The sequence below is a fragment of the Rhodococcus sp. IEGM 1307 genome (genome assembly GCF_030056915.1).
Lineage (GTDB): Bacteria > Actinomycetota > Actinomycetes > Mycobacteriales > Mycobacteriaceae > Rhodococcus_F > Rhodococcus_F opacus_D.
Genome location: NZ_JASHKW010000028.1, coordinates 41,724 through 58,129, shown reverse-complemented (window position 1 = coordinate 58,129; position 16,406 = coordinate 41,724). Strand labels below are relative to the sequence as shown.

The following is a 16,406-nucleotide window of genomic DNA, read 5'->3' as shown; positions in this document are numbered from 1 at the left end:
GGCGTGTGTGTCGGTGCGGCATGATTCGCCATACATGGTCGTGGAGGTGAGTGATGGATCCATTCGAGTTCGTTGCTCATATCCCCTGTCCGCACTGCCGCGTAGGCATTGGTGAACGGTGTGTCACCAAGGACGGGTACGTGCGGAAGATCCCCTGCCTTCACCGCGTGAAACTCGCTAAATGGCCTGACCCGGAAGAGCTTCCAGATAGTGGGTCCAAGTCGGAGCGTGATGATGGCGAGCTTGGGGGCTCCCTCGACGGGTGAAGTGCGCCCCTGAATCCGACGTGGCGGCTGATGCACAGGATCCCACGACCAGCAAGCTCCGACCATCTGGCTCCTGCCTAGTAGGGGCCGCTGCAACAACGTCGTCCGCTACTGGCCGGGGCCACCGCTCCGTTGGCGATGGCCAAACTACACCTACGACATCCTGCACGCGAATGTCCGACTCATCCCCATCGAGAATCGACTGGTGTCCGCCTCACCGAATTGAAGGAAAGGGCGTTCATCGCGCGGCGACGCAGCCGCCAAGTAACTACGGTGCAGACTGCGACGACATGCTGTTACCCTACCCACGTATTTGTTCAACACGCTGTTGGACAAGTATGGAATTGTCGGAACGCATGGTTGCGACGGCGTTATCCGGCGATGACGATGCTTTGCCGCCCATAGCGTCTCGACGAGTAGATGCTCGGGGCGATGGTCCTAATTTGGCACCCGGGGTAGGTCGGGCGCCGTCGTCTCTTTCAGTGGACGGAGGTGGGGTTCGGGTCCGCACCTGGTCGACCGGGTGACGCGTTTCGCTAGGAGGGCACGAGGTAGGAGGATAGCCGACGAGCGGCGAACTGGGAGAAGTAGTCGACTTTCGCGTCGTCGACTAGCCCGGGCAGGAAGACCTTCCACGCGGTGGTCATACGCTCAGGCAGTTCCCTCAGTGTGTCGGTTGCCGCTGCCAGTAGACGCGTGCCGAATGCCATCTCCAGCAGCAGACGGCCCGCCTCATCCGGATTTGTGTCAGCGCGGAAGTCGCCTTCTTCGACTGCCCTTGCCGCCAATGCCTGGTAGGTCGAGATCCATTGATCGAAGACCACGTTCCCGGTGCCTCGGAAGTCGCCCATCTCGTTGAGAAGGCGGAATGCGGCCAATACCAGGTCGTCGTTGTTGGACGGGTCGATCATCACATACGAGATCCCGATCAACGTTTCCAGAGCTGGTGTGCGGGAGTCGAATTGTTGAGAGCATGCCGATTCGAGGGTTGCGCAGCCCTCGTCGATAACTGCCCGTGCCAACTGTTCTTTCGAGCTGAAGTGGAAGTACAGTGAACCCTTCGTCACCCCGGATTCGGCGATGATCTCCTGTAGGCCCGCCTTCACGTAACCCAGGCGGTTAAACACCTCAGCTGCGGCGGCCACTACAGCCTGCCGCGTAGCGATTGCACGCTTCTGCAAGGCGTTCCCTTCTGTATTTCCCACTGTTCATATCAAACCTACAGGTTGGTATTAGTTTGCAAAACTGGACAAATGTCCTATTTTCGCTGCGCATGGAGGTCTCCGGCAAGGCTGTCTCCGGTGCCCGGGTGGCGCCGACTCGCCCAGGGACGTCGCCGGGCGAGTCGGCTTAGTTGCCGAGAAGTCGGCAAGATGTCGGCACGGGCGATTTGATCAGTCGGCGTCCACCTGCCGTCGAGGCCGAGGAGAGAAGCGTGTCAGCTGGATTTGGTGGGGGAGGATGGCCACACAGGGAACCGAGTTCCGTCCTTGTCGTAGCGGTCGATCTGGGCGATGCCGCGCCGGGGTGGATGGGGCCGGTGCGTCTCGTTAATCGCGTGAAAGTCTGATTCGAATGTCTTCTCGCTCGATGTTCCATCATCGAGCGTTACCAGGTACCTGGGCATACTCAGAAATATGCCACTGCGGCTCGCGGTTCGGGCAAATTCGTAGGATCCGCCGATAAAACAGTCACGACCGACTTCGATTCAGCGACAGCATTTTCCATCCGCGGTGGCCAGCGGCCAGCCGGGCGGTGGAGACGGTGACGGGGTGGAGTGTTGGGTGGACCTCGGCCGCGCAGGTCCACTGGCAGGTAGGGGGCAATGTGAACTCTCACCGAATACACGGCGCGCCTCGCGTCAGGTTGTCGGCCCGGGTGTTAGACCAGATCTACGCTTTTTGAGCGAGGTGATCGTCTTGTTCGTGCTGGTCGGGCGTGTTCGTGCACGCTGGAGACGCTCCCGTACAACGCGGCCCCCGTTTCGGTGGTCGTCAGATCCGGAAGCAACGGGTACTCAGGGGCACGAGACCGGCACCAGGGGCGTGGGGGACACCAGGGTGGGCGGGGACAAAGCTGCCTCAACAGGGCGTTGGCGGCGTAGCCGCAAGTCCGCTGGATCGGTGGGCGTGTCGAAGGGAAGAGGTGATCGACACTGATGTCCGTCGCTGGTACTGATGGTTTCTGGTGCAGTGTCGCTGCCGATTTCTGGTTGAGGAGGCGCAGTGTCCAATAGTGGTGTGCCATTGTTGATGGTGGATCGGTCCGAGGCCCTCGATCGCGATGATGCGTTCGCGGTGACCGAACTCGCCGACGGTTCGGGTTGGAAGTTGGAGGTGCACATCGCCGGGGTCGCGGACGTCGTGGCCCTAGGTTCCGACGCCGATGCGACGGCATTCCTGCGCCGTGAATCGAAGTATCTGTCCCGTCGGACGGTGCCGATGCTTGGCCGCGAGACCGAGCAGGCGGCGACATTGACCGAGACAGCGGAGAGGTCCACGCTGCGGGTACTAGCAGATCTGTCCGCGGACGGGGTGGTGTCCGGGGTGAGCGTCGATCGCGGGCGGGTGCCGGCCGGTAGGTGCATCGCGGTCGATCATGCGCAGATCACCGAAATCCTCGGCTCGGTCGACGACCCGCTACACGAGGGCGTGCGAGCCGCGAATGACGCCGCGCAGGTGCTGCTCCAGGGACGTCGCAGGTCCGGTGTCTTCGCCCTCTACGATCTCGCGCACGGCTGGGGCTCCACCGAGGAAGGGGGAATCGCGCCGATCCCACTGGACGTGCGCACGGTGGGATATGTCATCGTGCAGGAGTTGATGATCGCAGCCAACGAGGCCATCGCCATGTGGTGTGTGCAAGAGGACCTTCCGGTCCTGTTCCGCAATCATCGCAGCGCGGTGACCGCGGGCAGCACCGAGGACCTCGCGGCGGAGGTCGCGGTGGCGATGACCGATCCAGTGCTGTTCGAGAAGCTGCGTTCGCGTCTGCAATCGTCGTATCGTGCTGCCACGTACGCACCGACGGTGCATGGCCATCACGGGCTCCGGTTGGCGGCGTACACGCACGCGACGTCGCCGCTGCGCAGGGTGTCGGACCTGATCACCCAGCGGGTGATCTTCGCCCATCTCGACTCCGCGCCTGCCCCGTACACGACAGAGCAACTGGGCAACCTCGCCGCCGATATCAACCGGCGGATCGCCGCGGACCGGGAAGAGAAGGCAGCGCACTTCAAGGCACGCGATCGAAAGGTGACCGCGCAGGTCGTCGCCGCCGGCGAACTCGAAGGTCTCGACTCGAAGCGGTGGGCGAAGGTGCTCACGGCCGCAACAGCACGTGACCCGATCGGTGACGTGGTCAACGAGCTGCGCCGGCGCGTGCAGACCGACGACGTGACGGTGACCACGATCGTGACGTTGCTCGAAGCCGGGGAGAATTGGGCGCCGATCCGACGCGAGGTCTTCGACTGGGCATCGCGGGCGCATCCGGAGTTCGGGCCGAGTGTGGTGTCGATGTGGCTGCAGGCGCACCCGGACCTGCACCGGCCCAAGATCGACGGCGATCACCGCGGGCCCTCGCACACACCGGTGTTCGCGGCCCGATTCCGGGTGGGTCAGGTCTGTGGGCCGTGGGCCACCGCGGGCAGTAAGAAGCGAGCCGAGCAGGACGCAGCGTGGGGCCTGACGAAGGCCGTCGCGGCAGGGGAGAGCCATCCGGAGGTCGGCTCCCCGCTGCGGGACGACCCGCAGCCTGTGCCCCCGAGCACCACGCATGCAGGGGTACGGGCGCGGCCGGCATCAGCGCGCAGCGGACCCATGGACTTGGATTCGGGCCAGGCATCGAGACGGCGGGAGCGAGCGCAGAAGAACCCGATCGCCTGGGTGATCAGCCATGCCGAACACCACGGCCATCCCTCCCCACAGTGGGCCGTGAGAATGGAGGGCGCCGCCCACGCGCCGGTGTTCACCTGCGAAGTCCGCTACCTGGACCACACAGCAACCGGCAGCGGGACAACAAAGAACCTCGCAAGAACCACCGCGGCAGCGGACCTTGTCGATTCGCTTCTCGACGAGACGTCCCCAGCCCGATCACACCGGTAAACCGAAGCTCACCCACCCGGTCAGTGTCCGTTTCGATAAAGACTTTATGGGCGCCGCCGTGGCCACGGGCGGGGGCGAGCTCTTGATCCCTCGGCGGCGAGCGGCCCTCCGGCCAGCGAAAGGGAGCGCTGGTCGTTGGGCCTGGCTGCCACCGGGACCGTCGAACCCGCTGTGCAGCGTAGGTCGGGAGTACCCGCGGAACATCGAATTACCCCGCGCTTCGCCCCGGAGAAATCCGACCGCAACGCGGTCCATGGGCGAGCCGCATGCCAGCTCGCCACATACGCGGCCGGCGCACGTGTGAACCCACATAGCCTGAGCACAGATCGGCCGGTGGTTGTGAGTTCGCCTGGTGGGCGCGGATAGGTCACGCTTATGCTCCGAAGGGCAGCCGAAGAAAGGTGCAGTCCATGAGCGACGAGAGCGAGAAGAAGTCGGCGTCACCTGATGCGATGCGCGTGGGCACCCGGGTGCTGGTGCGTAGGCCGTCTGAGGCAGCGACAGGCGTGATCGTCGAGGACTACGCCGAACTGACCGACACCGCTGGACGCGGCCACGATTGGGCACCTGTCCATAGGTGGGCGGTCGCCCTTGACGACGGCCGTCTGGTCTTCGCCGACACCGAGGACCTCACGGTCGATATCGGCACAGCAGACTCCGAATAGCCGGCAGCACCACTGACGAGGTGGTCGGGAACGGTCGCACCGGCGAGTCGGTGCTGCTTCCCCAAGATCATCCCGAACCACGACGAGGAACGTTCCGACCCTCCATACGCCCTCCCAACCACCTCGGGATCTGCCATCACCGACCCAGCCACGAACCTGAGAAAGATTCGTTGCTCGACTGAATTTTCCAGCTCCTCCGCAATGGCTCATATTGTCGCAGTAGACAGTTCACGGGAACGAGTGCGACACGACGCTTTCGAGGGCGCACCGACGGTATACCGACCAATCCCGACTGGTACTACAACCTGCGTCACCGCATGCGGCAAAGATCGAACGAGACACCGAGCAGTACCCGGTGACAGGGTATGAGGTGTCGAATCCGAGCCCTGACCCCGAACAGCTGCGACCAGACTCGTTGCTACGTCTATGCTCGCGTCAGCGACCGAGGTCAGCAGGGACGGTAGCCCCGCTCGGTGCGCACGTGGCACGGTGACCGTGAGAGTGTCAATTATGTTGTGGTCCAACGCCATACGACTGCCGGTCGGCCGGTGGCCTGCACTCGGACGCGCTCGTCGGTACGTTCGAGTCCCGGTATCGCCTTGAGCGTGCGATTGAGATTGCCTTGATCGGGCCGGCTGCCCGTGAGGGCAGTGGTGACCGTGACTGCGTGGGTGGCGGGAAATTCTGCGCCGAGGAGGGCCCGGGTGAATGTTGCGTCCCGCCAGAGGAGGCTGGTGGCCAGGATGCGGCGTCCGGCCGCGAGGATGCGGTCGTGGTCGAAGGCAAGGGTGCCGTGTTCGTCGAAGCCACGCCACAGTGTGGCGGCGGCCGGGTCCGTGGTGATGTTGTCGGCGGTGATGACGGCCCACATGGCGATGGACAGGGTCGGCCCGCGTGGGTCGCGACTGGGTTCGTCGAACACCGCGAGTTGTCCCACGGCCAGGATCGCGTCGTCCGGGATACCGAGCTTGGTGGTGACGGCGCGGCGGGCAGCCGTCTCGAGGCGTTCACCGGCGCCGAGAAGGACACCGGGCAGGGCCGTCTGCCCGGTGTACGGCTCCCAGCGGCGGGGCGCGACGCCGTAGCGCAGCGAGCCGGGCTCCGGGTTGCCGAACCGGAGAGCGACCACGTCGACGGAGACGGATGACTGTTCCATACGGTGATCATGCGACAGCAGGCTCTCGGACGCGACGAGCGGCCCGACTGGGACCGTCGGAGGTGAGCACCACCGGTGCGCCGACCAGCGATCCGAGGTGCGCCGCGACGTCTGCCGGATGTGTCGGCAACTCGACTGTGTCGGGCGTGAGTGCGGACAGGACGTCGGTGAGGTGTTGTTGATGCGTGAGGTCCTTCCACGGCCCGAGCGACAGCAGGTCGCCGACGCCGGGGTACCGGCGTGCGCTACGGAGGGGAATGCCGGCCGCTGCGGCACGGGTGACGGCGTCGAGGTGGGTGACGGCCAGACTGTCCACCCCGCCGCATACCTTTGTCGCGTACCGCATCAGTACCTCGTCGAGGTCCCCGATCCGGAAGGTGCCCTGGTAGCTGCCGGTGTCGTTGTGCAGTTCGGGAAGGACCGCACCGAGCGTTGGGTTCTCGGTGGGCATCGGGCCTGCACCGTGCCGGGTGGTGTAGGTGCGGGTGACGCCGAGCACGTGGCTGTCGCGGCCCTGCTCGGCGGAGAGTGCGCGCGCGTTGCTCGGTTCCACGGTGGACCAGGTGGTGTGTGGGTGGAACCCGCGCCACTCGTCGAGTAGCACTCCTTGTGCGCCCTCGTAAACCAGGCGCCCTCCGTCCGCGAGGGCGGCGAGGTCACCGTCGTCGGTGATCCGGACCGCGGCCACGAATTCGGAGTACATGATGACCATGTCGTCGAGGTCGGGCCACCGGTGCACGCTGGGGGAGACCAGGTGACGGTAGTGGTCGGCCATCGCGGAGAGCTTGGCGCGCAGAACCGCTGGGCGGTGGCAGTCCCCGACTGTGGGTGCGTCCGGGTGGTCGAGGGCGTAGGCGGCGGTCTCGCCGATACCTTTGCCGCAGGAGCCGTGCCGGCCGTCGCCGCGGGCGTCCTCGCGGGCGCGGTTGGCGGCGACGTGGATCGGGGTGGTCAGTAGCGCGTGGGCGTCGATGTGCAGTAACTGGAGCGGATTCGGCACCCCCAGCGCGGCCAGGGCGCGGGCCTCGGCGGCGAGGGCGATAGGTTCGACGAGGACATGCTTCGACAGCGCAGTGGGAACGCCGGAGAAGGTCCCGGACCCGAACTGGGAAAAGGTGTGGTGGCGACCGTCGGCGACGACGTTGTGCGCGGCCTGTGCGCCGCCGTTGAACCGGACGACGGCTGAGACGTCGAGGCCGGCGTCCGGTGCGCAGAGCCAGTCGGCGGTGGCGCCTTTACCGGCGTCGCCGAAGCCCAGGTCGACGACGATGATGTCGCGGTCACCGAACACCGTGGTCATGGGATCTCCTGTCGTAGAAGGGGGTCGGGAGGCGGGGCTCGCACCCGAAGCGGAATCGAATGCCCCGCCTCCCGAACGGGTGTCAGGTGAAGGACACGTCGTCGCTGCCGGCCGGATCGATCGGCAGCGGACTCACCGCGACGGGGGCCCGCGCCGCACTGAGGACGGCGAGCGCGTGACCGACGGTGTCCGCTTCAGCGGCGGATCCGACGTCACGCAGGTCCGCCAGACCCTCACCGAGGTCGATGCGGTCCTCGCCCATGCCGACCGTCAGAGCAATCAGCTCGCACACCGCGCCCGGGTCGTCCAGCTTGAGGAACCGTTCCCCGAACAGACGTTGCCAGTGCTCCGCGATCTCGGGATCGTGGAAGTACGCCGACTGATTCGGCAGTACGAAGTAGACGTTCCACCGCCGTTCGAGTTCCCGGTACACCGACTCGACGGTGACATCGCGGTCGAGGTCGTCGCCGATCACCGCGCGCACGTGCCGGGCCGACAGTCGGGCCTTGTTCAGCTCGTCGCCGATGATGAACAGGTACCCCTTGTGGCCGCGTTTGTCCCACGCGTCCGTGGCGGTGTGCCGCGCCATGAAATATGCGGCCAGCTCGTAGCTTTCAGACTTCTGACCGCCGCCGTTGCCTTCGAGGAAGATGGTGCGGAGTTGCTCATCCATGGCGTTGCCGGACTCGAATTGACCGACCTGCAGGGGCACTCGGTCGGAGTCGGCGTCCCCGATGCCGCCGAACAGGATCTGCGGGTCGTCGGCATACCCCTTGCGCTGCAGCAGTCCGTGCAGTTTGCCGAGCTTGTCCTGCATGATCCGCGGTACCGCGCCCATCGAACCGGTGACGTCGAAGAGCACGGCGATCGGTAGCGACTCGGGGTGCCCGGCCGAATCCCGGCATTCCCGCACGATCACACCCAGCGGGTCCAGGGTCGGATCGGCCTTCCACTGGTCTCTCGGCCGTGCGTACAGGGCGCTGGTGTAGCCGAAGTCGTCGACGCCGCGGGCGGCGCGGAACGTCTTGGCCGCGGTGTAGGTGTCGTCATCCCACTTGCCGTATCCCATGGTGGATCACTGTCCTTTCGTGGTGGGCATTGTGAACGGGCGGAAGCGTCGCCGCCCGTAGACCGTGTCGAGCAGGTCGTCGAACTCGTCGAGCAGATCGACGGCGTCAGGTTGCAGACCAGGTTGTGGTTGCATGCAGCCGTATGCGAACGCGCGCAGGCGGTCCGGGGCCGTATCGGCGAGCATGGTCAGCATCAACTGATGGGCCATGAACACATCCCACGCCGGGGTTGCGGTGGAGCCGGTGGAACTTTCCGGTGGATAGTGATCCCGCCGAGAGGGGATCGTCGCCAGCGGAACCGTGCCTGGGCGGGTGGCGAACGACCACCCGGCCAGTACCACTCCATGCCGCTCAGGGTGAATGAGCACGTTGTCCGCGGTCACCGCGGTGTGCACCCACCCGGCGCGATGCGCGGCGGCAAGAGCCCGCAGCAGACGCCGGTGCATCCACACCCAATCCCGCGGATCGAGCCCGCCCGGGTACGCAGCCCGGACCTCGGCGAGGGTGACGAATCCAGTGGTCAGCGAGTCCAGCACGTTCACCTGCCGCCGGGCGCCGGTCACAGGGTCGGCGTGGGTGAGGTGGTCGATCAGCTGCGGGAAGTACGCGCGCAACCAATCATTCCCGCCCTCGGCGGACGCCGCGATCTCAGTGAGCGCCGCCCGTTCCGCATCGATCAGAGCGTTCGAGGAGACATTGCGGGGAACCTTCACCACCACGCCCGCGCCGCCGCTGTCGGTGGCATGGTGCAGGTCGGCGATCGAACCGCGAGCATGCCGAGGCCCGAGTCGGTAGGAGCCGCGACTGCCGTCCAACACGATCGCCGTGGCCGAATTCGTGCTGGACGCATCGTGCTGCCAGCGGCGGAAAAGGTCGGACGCGTGCGTGAATGCCGCTGCCGCGCAAGCGGCGTACGCGGGATCAACCCGATCCGGGTGAATCAGAACCGACAAGCGGCGGAACCGCCGACGGGCAGCGCGCTGAGCCGCCGGGTCGTGGGTGATTGGGCCGAACAGGTCGCTCGGCACGACTGCCGCGCCGACGACGTCGAGTGCCTCCATCATCGCTTCCATTGTTTTAGTCTATTCGACTAAAACATGAGATTGCAATCCCCACGGAGCGCACGCCACGCATGCAGGAGTGTTCACCGATTGCGAGCACTCTGACTGTCCGGAAATCACGCGTAAGAGGCCTCTAAGCACACCGTTTCCGCGTGCGGTGCGCCCGTTCGCGCACTACCGGCGAACGGTGATGATCGCCGCAGGTCGTTCTGGTGGGCGCGCAGAGCGTCCCGAGTCACGTCTTCCTGCGGGGTTCTCAAACCGACTGGCGGTGCCCGGATGTGATAGGGCTCCAGCGCTGGGGAGTGGGGCATCAAGGCCGGCCGCCGGGCCTGTGCGAACTTGGGATTTCGGCGGAGACAGTGCGATAAATGAAAGTATCGGCGCCGAGTGTGTACAAACTATGAGTGACACGCGGCGGTAGCAGCGGTGCGACCCTCTTTGGCAGTCGGTCGGGGTCCCGAAGACCTGCACACCCAGCACCTCGTCGTTGATCCCGGCCGGCCCGACGGCATCCTGTTCTGACCCGGGGCCGGCGCCAGCCTGCTCGAGCTGATGGCCAAGTCCCACCACCGCAAGCCCGACAACCTGGCGCCGCTACTTCAAACCTCGCCGGCAGCCATGCGCGGCATCACCAGCCTCCTCGGTCCCGACCGCAGCCACCGATAGCTGCCGCCAACAAATGATTCGTCCGTCTACCCGCTGACCAGGCGCTACGCGAGCGTCATTGACTTTTGTGCCACACCTGGACGGGATGGACTGTGGTTCTCGTCACATTTGGTGAAGTCGGCGGCGGGTCCGATTGCGTCGGGCTGTGAAGCTTCCCGCGCCGGGTCGCGGAATGTCATCGCGAGGTCGCCGCACCCACTCGCCGGCCCTGCAAACGTCGAGGTCACCACCAGTTTTCTCGGCATTGCGAGACTCTGCTCGATGGGGTGTCCGGGCCGGTGATCCTGGTGGCGTCAACCATCTGTGATAGCCGCTCTAGGCCCCTGACGTGGGCGTATTCGGGCAAGATCATATTTATGTATCGATTTGGTCACGATGGCGCAGTCGATATCGTTTTGTTACTTTCCTTCTCGACGGGGGTCCGAGGCCACGAATCTCAAGAGCGTGGGCTAGCCGACGAAGACGAGGTAAGACACTGTGGCGAAACACCGCAGGACGGCAAATCGTTCAAATTCCATCACCAGCCGCGTGAAGATCGCGACCGTCGCCATGGCGACCGGTGCCATCCTGATCGGCGGCACGCAGTTCGGCGCCGCGTCCGCTGCCGCCCGCCCGCTCGAGATCCCACCGGGCCTGCTGCCCGCCGGTGTTCAGCTGCCCGCGATCGAGTTGCCCGGCCTCCCGGCCGCACCGCCCGCGCCCGGCGTGCCCGGGCCGGTCAACCCGGGCAGCCCCGCTCCGCTCAAAGTCCGCGCCGTGCAACCGGTGTCCGGCACGCTGTCCTCCGGCTACGGCCCCCGCTGGGGCGCGCACCACGGCGGCATCGACATCGCGGCCCCGATCGGCACCCCGATCCAGTCCGCGGCCGACGGTGAGGTCATCTCCGCGGGCCCGGCATCCGGGTTCGGGTTGTGGGTGCGAGTGCGCCACGACGACGGCGCCGTCAGCGTCTACGGCCACATCAACGAGTTCATCGTCAACGTCGGCCAGCGGGTCGCGGCGGGTCAGCAGATCGCCACCGTCGGCAACCGTGGTCAGTCGACCGGTCCGCACCTGCACTTCGAGGTGTCGGACGCCAATGGCAACCGGCTCAACCCGAGCCAGTGGCTGCGCGACCGCGGCGTCTCGGTGACCTGGGGAGCCGACTAGGACTTCGCCCTGGCGGTAGTCAGTTCCAAACGATGCAGGGCGCGGCAGGCCGGACGCAGCCGCGTCCCGCATGCGGTTCGGGCATGTCGAGCATCCTTCACCGTGAGGGCGGATCCCTCACGGGTCAGGTCGACCAGATCCGGGGCAGTCCCTTCCGCGGCCGGCGAGCACAGAGCCTTCAGGACACTCTGGGGTACTTGCCTTCTCGTCACATGTGACGAGAAGGCAAGTGCGCGAGGCGCGCTTACCGGCGGCTCGTACCGCGGGTGCTCTCGGACTCAGGTGTCGTTCCATTGGAGCCGAGCAGTCGCATCGCCTTCCGTAGTTCGGGGTCGTCCCATCGGCCGGGCCGGGCTTGCTGATCGCAGCTTGGGTATACCCGTGGTGTATGCCCCTCTCCCGTCGGCAGTTGTTGCGATTTGGTGTGGCTGGATCGGCAGCGGCGCTGGTGGGTACGTCGGCGGTGAGCAGTGCGCGGTTGCCTGCGCCGCGATGGCGAGGAGGTGACCCGTTCGGGCTCGGTGTGGCATCGGGAGATCCGACAGCGGACGGTGTCGTCCTGTGGACACGCCTGGCGCCGGATCCGCTTGCCCCGGCGGGCGCGGCGGCATGGGTGGGATCCAGTGGCCGTCGAATACGAAGTCGCGCACGACGAGAGCCTCCGGCAGGTGGTGGCGCACGGTACGGCTGCCGCGACCCGCGAATTCGCCCACAGCGTGCACCCGGAGATCCACGGCTTGGAGCCTCTCGCTGGTACTTCTACCGATTCCGTGCGGGGTCGGCGCTCTCCCCGGTGGGCCGGACCCGCGCTCGGCTGAAGGACAAGCCACCACGCGGATGCGCTTCGCGTTCGCCTCCCGTCAATCATGGAGTTCGGGCTTCTACACCGCTTACGAGCACATGAGCGACGAAGACCTCGACTTGGTCGTCCATCTGGTCGACTGCATCTGCGAACGCGGATGGAGGCGCGGCCGCGAGGGAATGTCGATGGGAGTCGACCGCGACGAGGCCGTCGATCTGCCCAGCTCCGGAATCTCCCACTCGATCGGGGTGAGGTGGACCGTCTCCGTTTTCGAGATCTTCTCCACTGCGTCGCCGACGCAGCTCGCGGGTCTGTCCACTGTGTAGACGTGTTGCGCGTGTTGCGCTGGCGGGACCCTTCCGTCACCTTAGGTCCGCGGCCACACTTGCGGATCGTTTGCTGGATTAGTTGCGGCGGGCTGGAGATTCATCACCCCTCACGGCCTGGAGGGTGATGCATGGTGTATCACCCTGGATGTTCCCACGAACATTCTTCTGCCTGCCGACCGGGCGCTGGGTGGTGAGTGCGATTGAGCCGGATGTGGTGGTGGGTGAGGTCGTGGCGGTGTTGGTGGAGGCATGTGGACGCTAGAGCAACGCCGCCGAATCGCTGAATAGGCATCGCGATTCTTGTTGATAGCGCTGGTCGGAGTGGTCGGATTCTGGAGAGAGTCTGCGAAGGAGATCGAGGTGAATTCCTTAAGGGCAAATGGTTCATTGGAAGGGCGGGGATTGGTCGCGGTTGCTCCGAGACTGGGCATGCGAGTCGAATGGCAGGTCTCGGAGCAGAATTTAGTGCAGGAACTCGCGCCGATACGCCATCCGTGAATGCCGTTCGCCCCTCAGTCTGCCATTCCATCCACCCGACCGCGGAGCTCAAATAACAATGGAGCCCTTCTGGCGGTCGTCAGTGAGCAGCGTTGTATGCCTCCGCGATTTCGGTGGGAATTCGCCCGCGGACCCCGATGTCATAGCCCTGTTCCTGAGCCCATTCCCGTACTGCCCTCACATGGTCACGGTCCGGCCGCGCAGGTTTCCGCTTGACCTCACCACCCGACGTGAGTGTGCCTGCGGATCGATTCTTGCGGCCACCTACCTTTGTGGCGTGACCGACGTAGTGACCGAGTTTCTTGTGGAACTCCTTCGCATTCTTCGCCGATAAGTCGATCTCGTAGTCGATTCCATTTACGGAGAAGGCGATCGTCTCGCCCTTTCCTTCCGCAATGGGAGTTCCGTCGATATCGTCGACGTGTTCGACAACTATTTGGCGCGCCATTCCAACTCCTTCGTCGCTTTACGCACCCACTCTACGTCCATTGCACAATGCTCGCCTCAGCCATAATGCTGTGCCCGACACGCATGCATCGAAAATGACAAGTCGGACGGAAATTCTTGGCGGAAAGAACCTCATCCACCAGGCGGGTCAGCTCGAATCCACGGCGGGGTGTTGGATGTAGCCGCAGCCAAGTGGGCAATACTAGATGTCCACAGGTCAGCGGCGGGCAGCGACAGGATTCCCCCACATAGATACGGTGCCTCGCATCCATTTGTTCGGAGTCGCCGAGGGTGAGTTGCTGTTCGTGGAAGTCGAAATGCCTTGTTGGATAACGGTACAGCTCGGCAATGGTCATGAAGGCGGCGGTGAAAGAACGGATCCCACCGCAGGTCCCCGTCCGATTCACGGTGCAGGTGGCGGACGAGGGAGGCGCGGCGGACGAGGGAGGCGCTCACTCGATCGAGTTTCGCGCCCGCTCTATTGTTGTTGAACACCAGTGCGGCGGCGAAGGAACCGTAGTAGTTCACCACCTCGAGGTGCCCAAGAGCATATGCACCGGGGTGGTACAGCCGTCGAAGTCGTATTGGGAGGTGTGAGGGTGACGGGTCCGCGACACTCGCCGGCCGTACTACCTGGGCAAACGTCCACTACGGCGGTTTCCGCGCGCGTGCGATGAGTGGGCGGAACATGGGGCGCTGTCGTCTACCGTTTGGCGTAGTCGGCGACGCCGGTCCAGTCGATGACCACGCAGGGCTCATCACCGAGAATCCAGGCGTCATGTCCGGGCGGGCAGACCATGAGATCACCCGGCCCGAACTCCATGTCTTCCCCGTCGTCCATAACGATCTTCATACGACCCGAGATGACGTAACCCATGTGAGCGGCCTGGCAGCTGTCGGTCTTGGCTATCGGTTTGACGTGTCTGGACCACTTCCAGCCGGGCTGGAAGGTCGCCCTCCCTACAGCGCCGGACGGGACGTTGACGAGTTCGAGCTTGCCCATGTCGTCCTCGAAGGGGCGGGTTTCCTCGGGTGAATCGAGACTCTTGCGGATGAGACCGGACATTGTTGTCCTCCCACGTCGTTGTGGCGGCACCCACAGATGCGGCGGACCTTCGACCGGCAAATAGGGAACCGCGGGCTGAAGCGATTTCCTGGCTCTTCGATTCTAGGCTGGCACGCGGGGTCGGCCTATTTGCAAAGGAGGCGGTGGTGATAACGATGAAAAATCAGGCCACATCCCGAACTCGATTGGCGAATTTTTTTGGACTCGACATCGGGACCCCTAACAGTTGGCCCAGTTCGACGGAATCACCGCGAGCCCGAATCGGCATCCGTGCGTAAGCTCCTCGCGAGCGGAACCCTGAAGACCTACAAGGACTTCCCGCACGGCATGCCCACCACACGAAGGCGACGCAGGTTTGCCGTGGGTGGCGAACGCACCGGTCCGCGCCATAGCCCTAGACCGATCCGGTTGCGGAACCGGCTTCTGCAAAGCTTGTCGCCTCGAAGGGCCGACGTGTCGCGGTAGCTCCCGCTGGGCCTGTGGGCAGTTCGGTGGCTGATGGACCCGTACCTCCGATGATGAAGACCGGCGTCACGCCGCCGTCCCGTGCTCCAGGCTTCCGTGGACGAAAGTCGGGTGGGTGCCCGGTGCGAAGGGGCTGGCGGTCAGTTCGCTGGTGGGGAAGAACTGCACGAAGCGGCTGTCGTGCTGTGATCGGTCGACGAGGGACTTTTCGACGACGCAGGAGGTGTATTGCTGTGCGGTGGACTCGATGGTGTTGGCGTTGATGATGAGTTCTTGGCCCCACCGCGAAGCCCAGCCGGAAATGCCTGGCAACTTGCTGTGTTCGGGGGTCAGCAGCTCGGCGGCGAGCACGTTTTCCGACATCCCCCACACGCCGGTGTCGGTGTTGAGTAACAAGGTTTGGTTGCCAGTGGCGTGGCCGGGAGTGCGGATGAGGGCGACGCCGGGGCCGAGCAGTCGGTCACCATCGATGGGCAAGATGCGGTCGGGGTCGAGATCGATGAAGGTCTCGGGCTGGTACCAAGGCCGCTGCAACGGGTGCAGGTCCTTCATCGCTTCCAGCTCGTGGCGCTGGACCACCAGCTTGGCGTTGGGGAACCAACCCTGTACCGGGGTGTCGGGGGAAATGTCGGTCTGGGGCTTGGTGGTGCCGAGTAATCTGCGCACGTCTTGGGTGTGCAGGTGGTCGAAGGCCAGGTAGTCCACCTCGACCGGATCGATGCCTAGCCTGGCGAGGTTCGCGGGAACGGTGCCGTGCTCGGTCAGCATTCTGGCGAGTACCGGCGCCGGTGTTTGATCGCGGAGTGCGGCAAAATACGGGGTGTTGGCGTCGAGCTCGAAATCGCTGGGCTCCCAAACGAGTGTCTTCGGTGTCCCGTCGCTGTCGTTCCAGCGCACGATCATCATTCGGTTGGTGATGAACAGGAATGATGCCGGTGAAGACGGGGCGCGCCACAACCCGAATTTCGTCGGGTAGGGCAACGTAATCAGGTCGTGTGTGGAGACGCGCGAGGGCGTACCGGTCGCGGCGAACTCACGTTTGAAGTCGGCGGCGGCTTGCCGCGCTATGCGCAATGCCGCTCCCGGTCCGCCCTGGGTGGTGTGGATGCGCTCGAGGGTGGGGATTAGTGCGCCGAGATCCACAGGGGCGGGTACCGGAATCGTCAGCGGGGCGCCGCTGGTCGCCGCCATGTGTCGTGGCTCTGCGGTGGGGATCATGCGTTTGAGCGCTTCGAGTGGGGCGGTGATCACTGTGGACATGTTCACGACGTTAGACCTGGTCAGGGTATGAGTGCTGAGCATGGGAGGACCAAGATGGTTGGCTTCTTTTGGACGTCGAGGGAGTGGGCGTGTTGCCCCCTCC

13 protein-coding genes and 1 pseudogene are annotated in these 16,406 nt (G+C 64.8%); 5 read left to right on the top strand and 9 right to left on the bottom strand.

Annotation, left to right across the window (positions count from 1 at the left end):
- Positions 1–53: 53 nt before the first annotated feature.
- A complete protein-coding gene (locus QM841_RS43620) occupies positions 54–266 on the top strand; it encodes a zinc finger domain-containing protein (RefSeq protein WP_420855168.1) in 213 nt (70 codons plus the stop codon).
- Between the two features lie 536 nt (positions 267–802).
- On the opposite strand, the gene QM841_RS37860 is transcribed toward QM841_RS43620, so the two are convergent.
- Positions 803–1,471, bottom strand: a complete 669-nt coding sequence (locus QM841_RS37860) for a ScbR family autoregulator-binding transcription factor (protein WP_275957911.1) — start codon at positions 1,469–1,471, stop codon at positions 803–805.
- A gap of 1,047 nt (positions 1,472–2,518) precedes the next feature.
- On the opposite strand from QM841_RS37860, the gene QM841_RS37855 reads away from it, so the two are divergent.
- Both QM841_RS37855 and QM841_RS37850 read left to right on the top strand, forming a co-directional pair.
- Positions 2,519–4,366, top strand: coding sequence for an RNB domain-containing ribonuclease (locus QM841_RS37855; RefSeq protein ID WP_283335992.1), 1,848 nt, complete (start codon positions 2,519–2,521; stop codon positions 4,364–4,366).
- A gap of 410 nt (positions 4,367–4,776) precedes the next feature.
- Positions 4,777–5,031 carry a hypothetical protein gene (locus QM841_RS37850; RefSeq protein ID WP_005572871.1) on the top strand — a complete coding sequence of 85 codons (255 nt, stop codon included), beginning with the start codon at positions 4,777–4,779 and terminating at the stop codon, positions 5,029–5,031.
- 508 nt (positions 5,032–5,539) lie between these two features.
- Here QM841_RS37850 and QM841_RS37845 read toward each other — a convergent pair.
- The 4 genes from QM841_RS37845 to QM841_RS37830 all read right to left on the bottom strand — a co-directional run bounded on the left by QM841_RS37845 (position 5,540) and on the right by QM841_RS37830 (position 9,621).
- A complete protein-coding gene (locus QM841_RS37845; protein ID WP_283335957.1) occupies positions 5,540–6,187 on the bottom strand; it encodes an NUDIX hydrolase in 648 nt (215 codons plus the stop codon).
- A 7-nt stretch (positions 6,188–6,194) separates the two neighbouring features.
- Positions 6,195–7,487 carry an adenylosuccinate synthetase gene (locus QM841_RS37840; protein ID WP_283335956.1) on the bottom strand — a complete coding sequence of 431 codons (1,293 nt, stop codon included), beginning with the start codon at positions 7,485–7,487 and terminating at the stop codon, positions 6,195–6,197.
- Between the two features lie 82 nt (positions 7,488–7,569).
- Positions 7,570–8,556 (bottom strand): hypothetical protein, encoded by a 987-nt coding sequence (locus tag QM841_RS37835; RefSeq protein ID WP_283335955.1) that lies wholly within the window; start codon positions 8,554–8,556, stop codon positions 7,570–7,572.
- A 6-nt stretch (positions 8,557–8,562) separates the two neighbouring features.
- Complete coding sequence (locus tag QM841_RS37830) at positions 8,563–9,621, bottom strand: hypothetical protein (protein WP_095869974.1); 1,059 nt, start codon at positions 9,619–9,621, stop codon at positions 8,563–8,565.
- Between the two features lie 1,143 nt (positions 9,622–10,764).
- Here QM841_RS37830 and QM841_RS37825 point away from each other — a divergent pair.
- Together QM841_RS37825 and QM841_RS37820 are read left to right on the top strand one after the other, a co-directional pair.
- Complete coding sequence (locus QM841_RS37825; protein WP_283335953.1) at positions 10,765–11,436, top strand: M23 family metallopeptidase; 672 nt, start codon at positions 10,765–10,767, stop codon at positions 11,434–11,436.
- Positions 11,437–11,824: 388 nt separating this feature from the next.
- Positions 11,825–12,459: pseudogene (locus tag QM841_RS37820) on the top strand (alkaline phosphatase D family protein); the annotation flags it as partial.
- A 685-nt stretch (positions 12,460–13,144) separates the two neighbouring features.
- On the opposite strand, the gene QM841_RS37815 reads toward QM841_RS37820, so the two are convergent.
- The 4 genes from QM841_RS37815 to QM841_RS37800 all read right to left on the bottom strand — a co-directional run bounded on the left by QM841_RS37815 (position 13,145) and on the right by QM841_RS37800 (position 16,303).
- A complete protein-coding gene (locus tag QM841_RS37815; protein WP_095869606.1) occupies positions 13,145–13,513 on the bottom strand; it encodes a histone-like nucleoid-structuring protein Lsr2 in 369 nt (122 codons plus the stop codon).
- A 31-nt stretch (positions 13,514–13,544) separates the two neighbouring features.
- On the bottom strand, positions 13,545–13,868 hold the full coding sequence (locus QM841_RS37810) for a hypothetical protein (RefSeq protein ID WP_283335952.1): 324 nt from the start codon (positions 13,866–13,868) through the stop codon (positions 13,545–13,547).
- Between the two features lie 347 nt (positions 13,869–14,215).
- Positions 14,216–14,578, bottom strand: coding sequence for a cupin domain-containing protein (locus tag QM841_RS37805; protein WP_095869605.1), 363 nt, complete (start codon positions 14,576–14,578; stop codon positions 14,216–14,218).
- Positions 14,579–15,109: 531 nt separating this feature from the next.
- Positions 15,110–16,303 (bottom strand): MBL fold metallo-hydrolase, encoded by a 1,194-nt coding sequence (locus tag QM841_RS37800; protein WP_283335951.1) that lies wholly within the window; start codon positions 16,301–16,303, stop codon positions 15,110–15,112.
- Between the last annotated feature and the right edge of the window lie 103 nt (positions 16,304–16,406).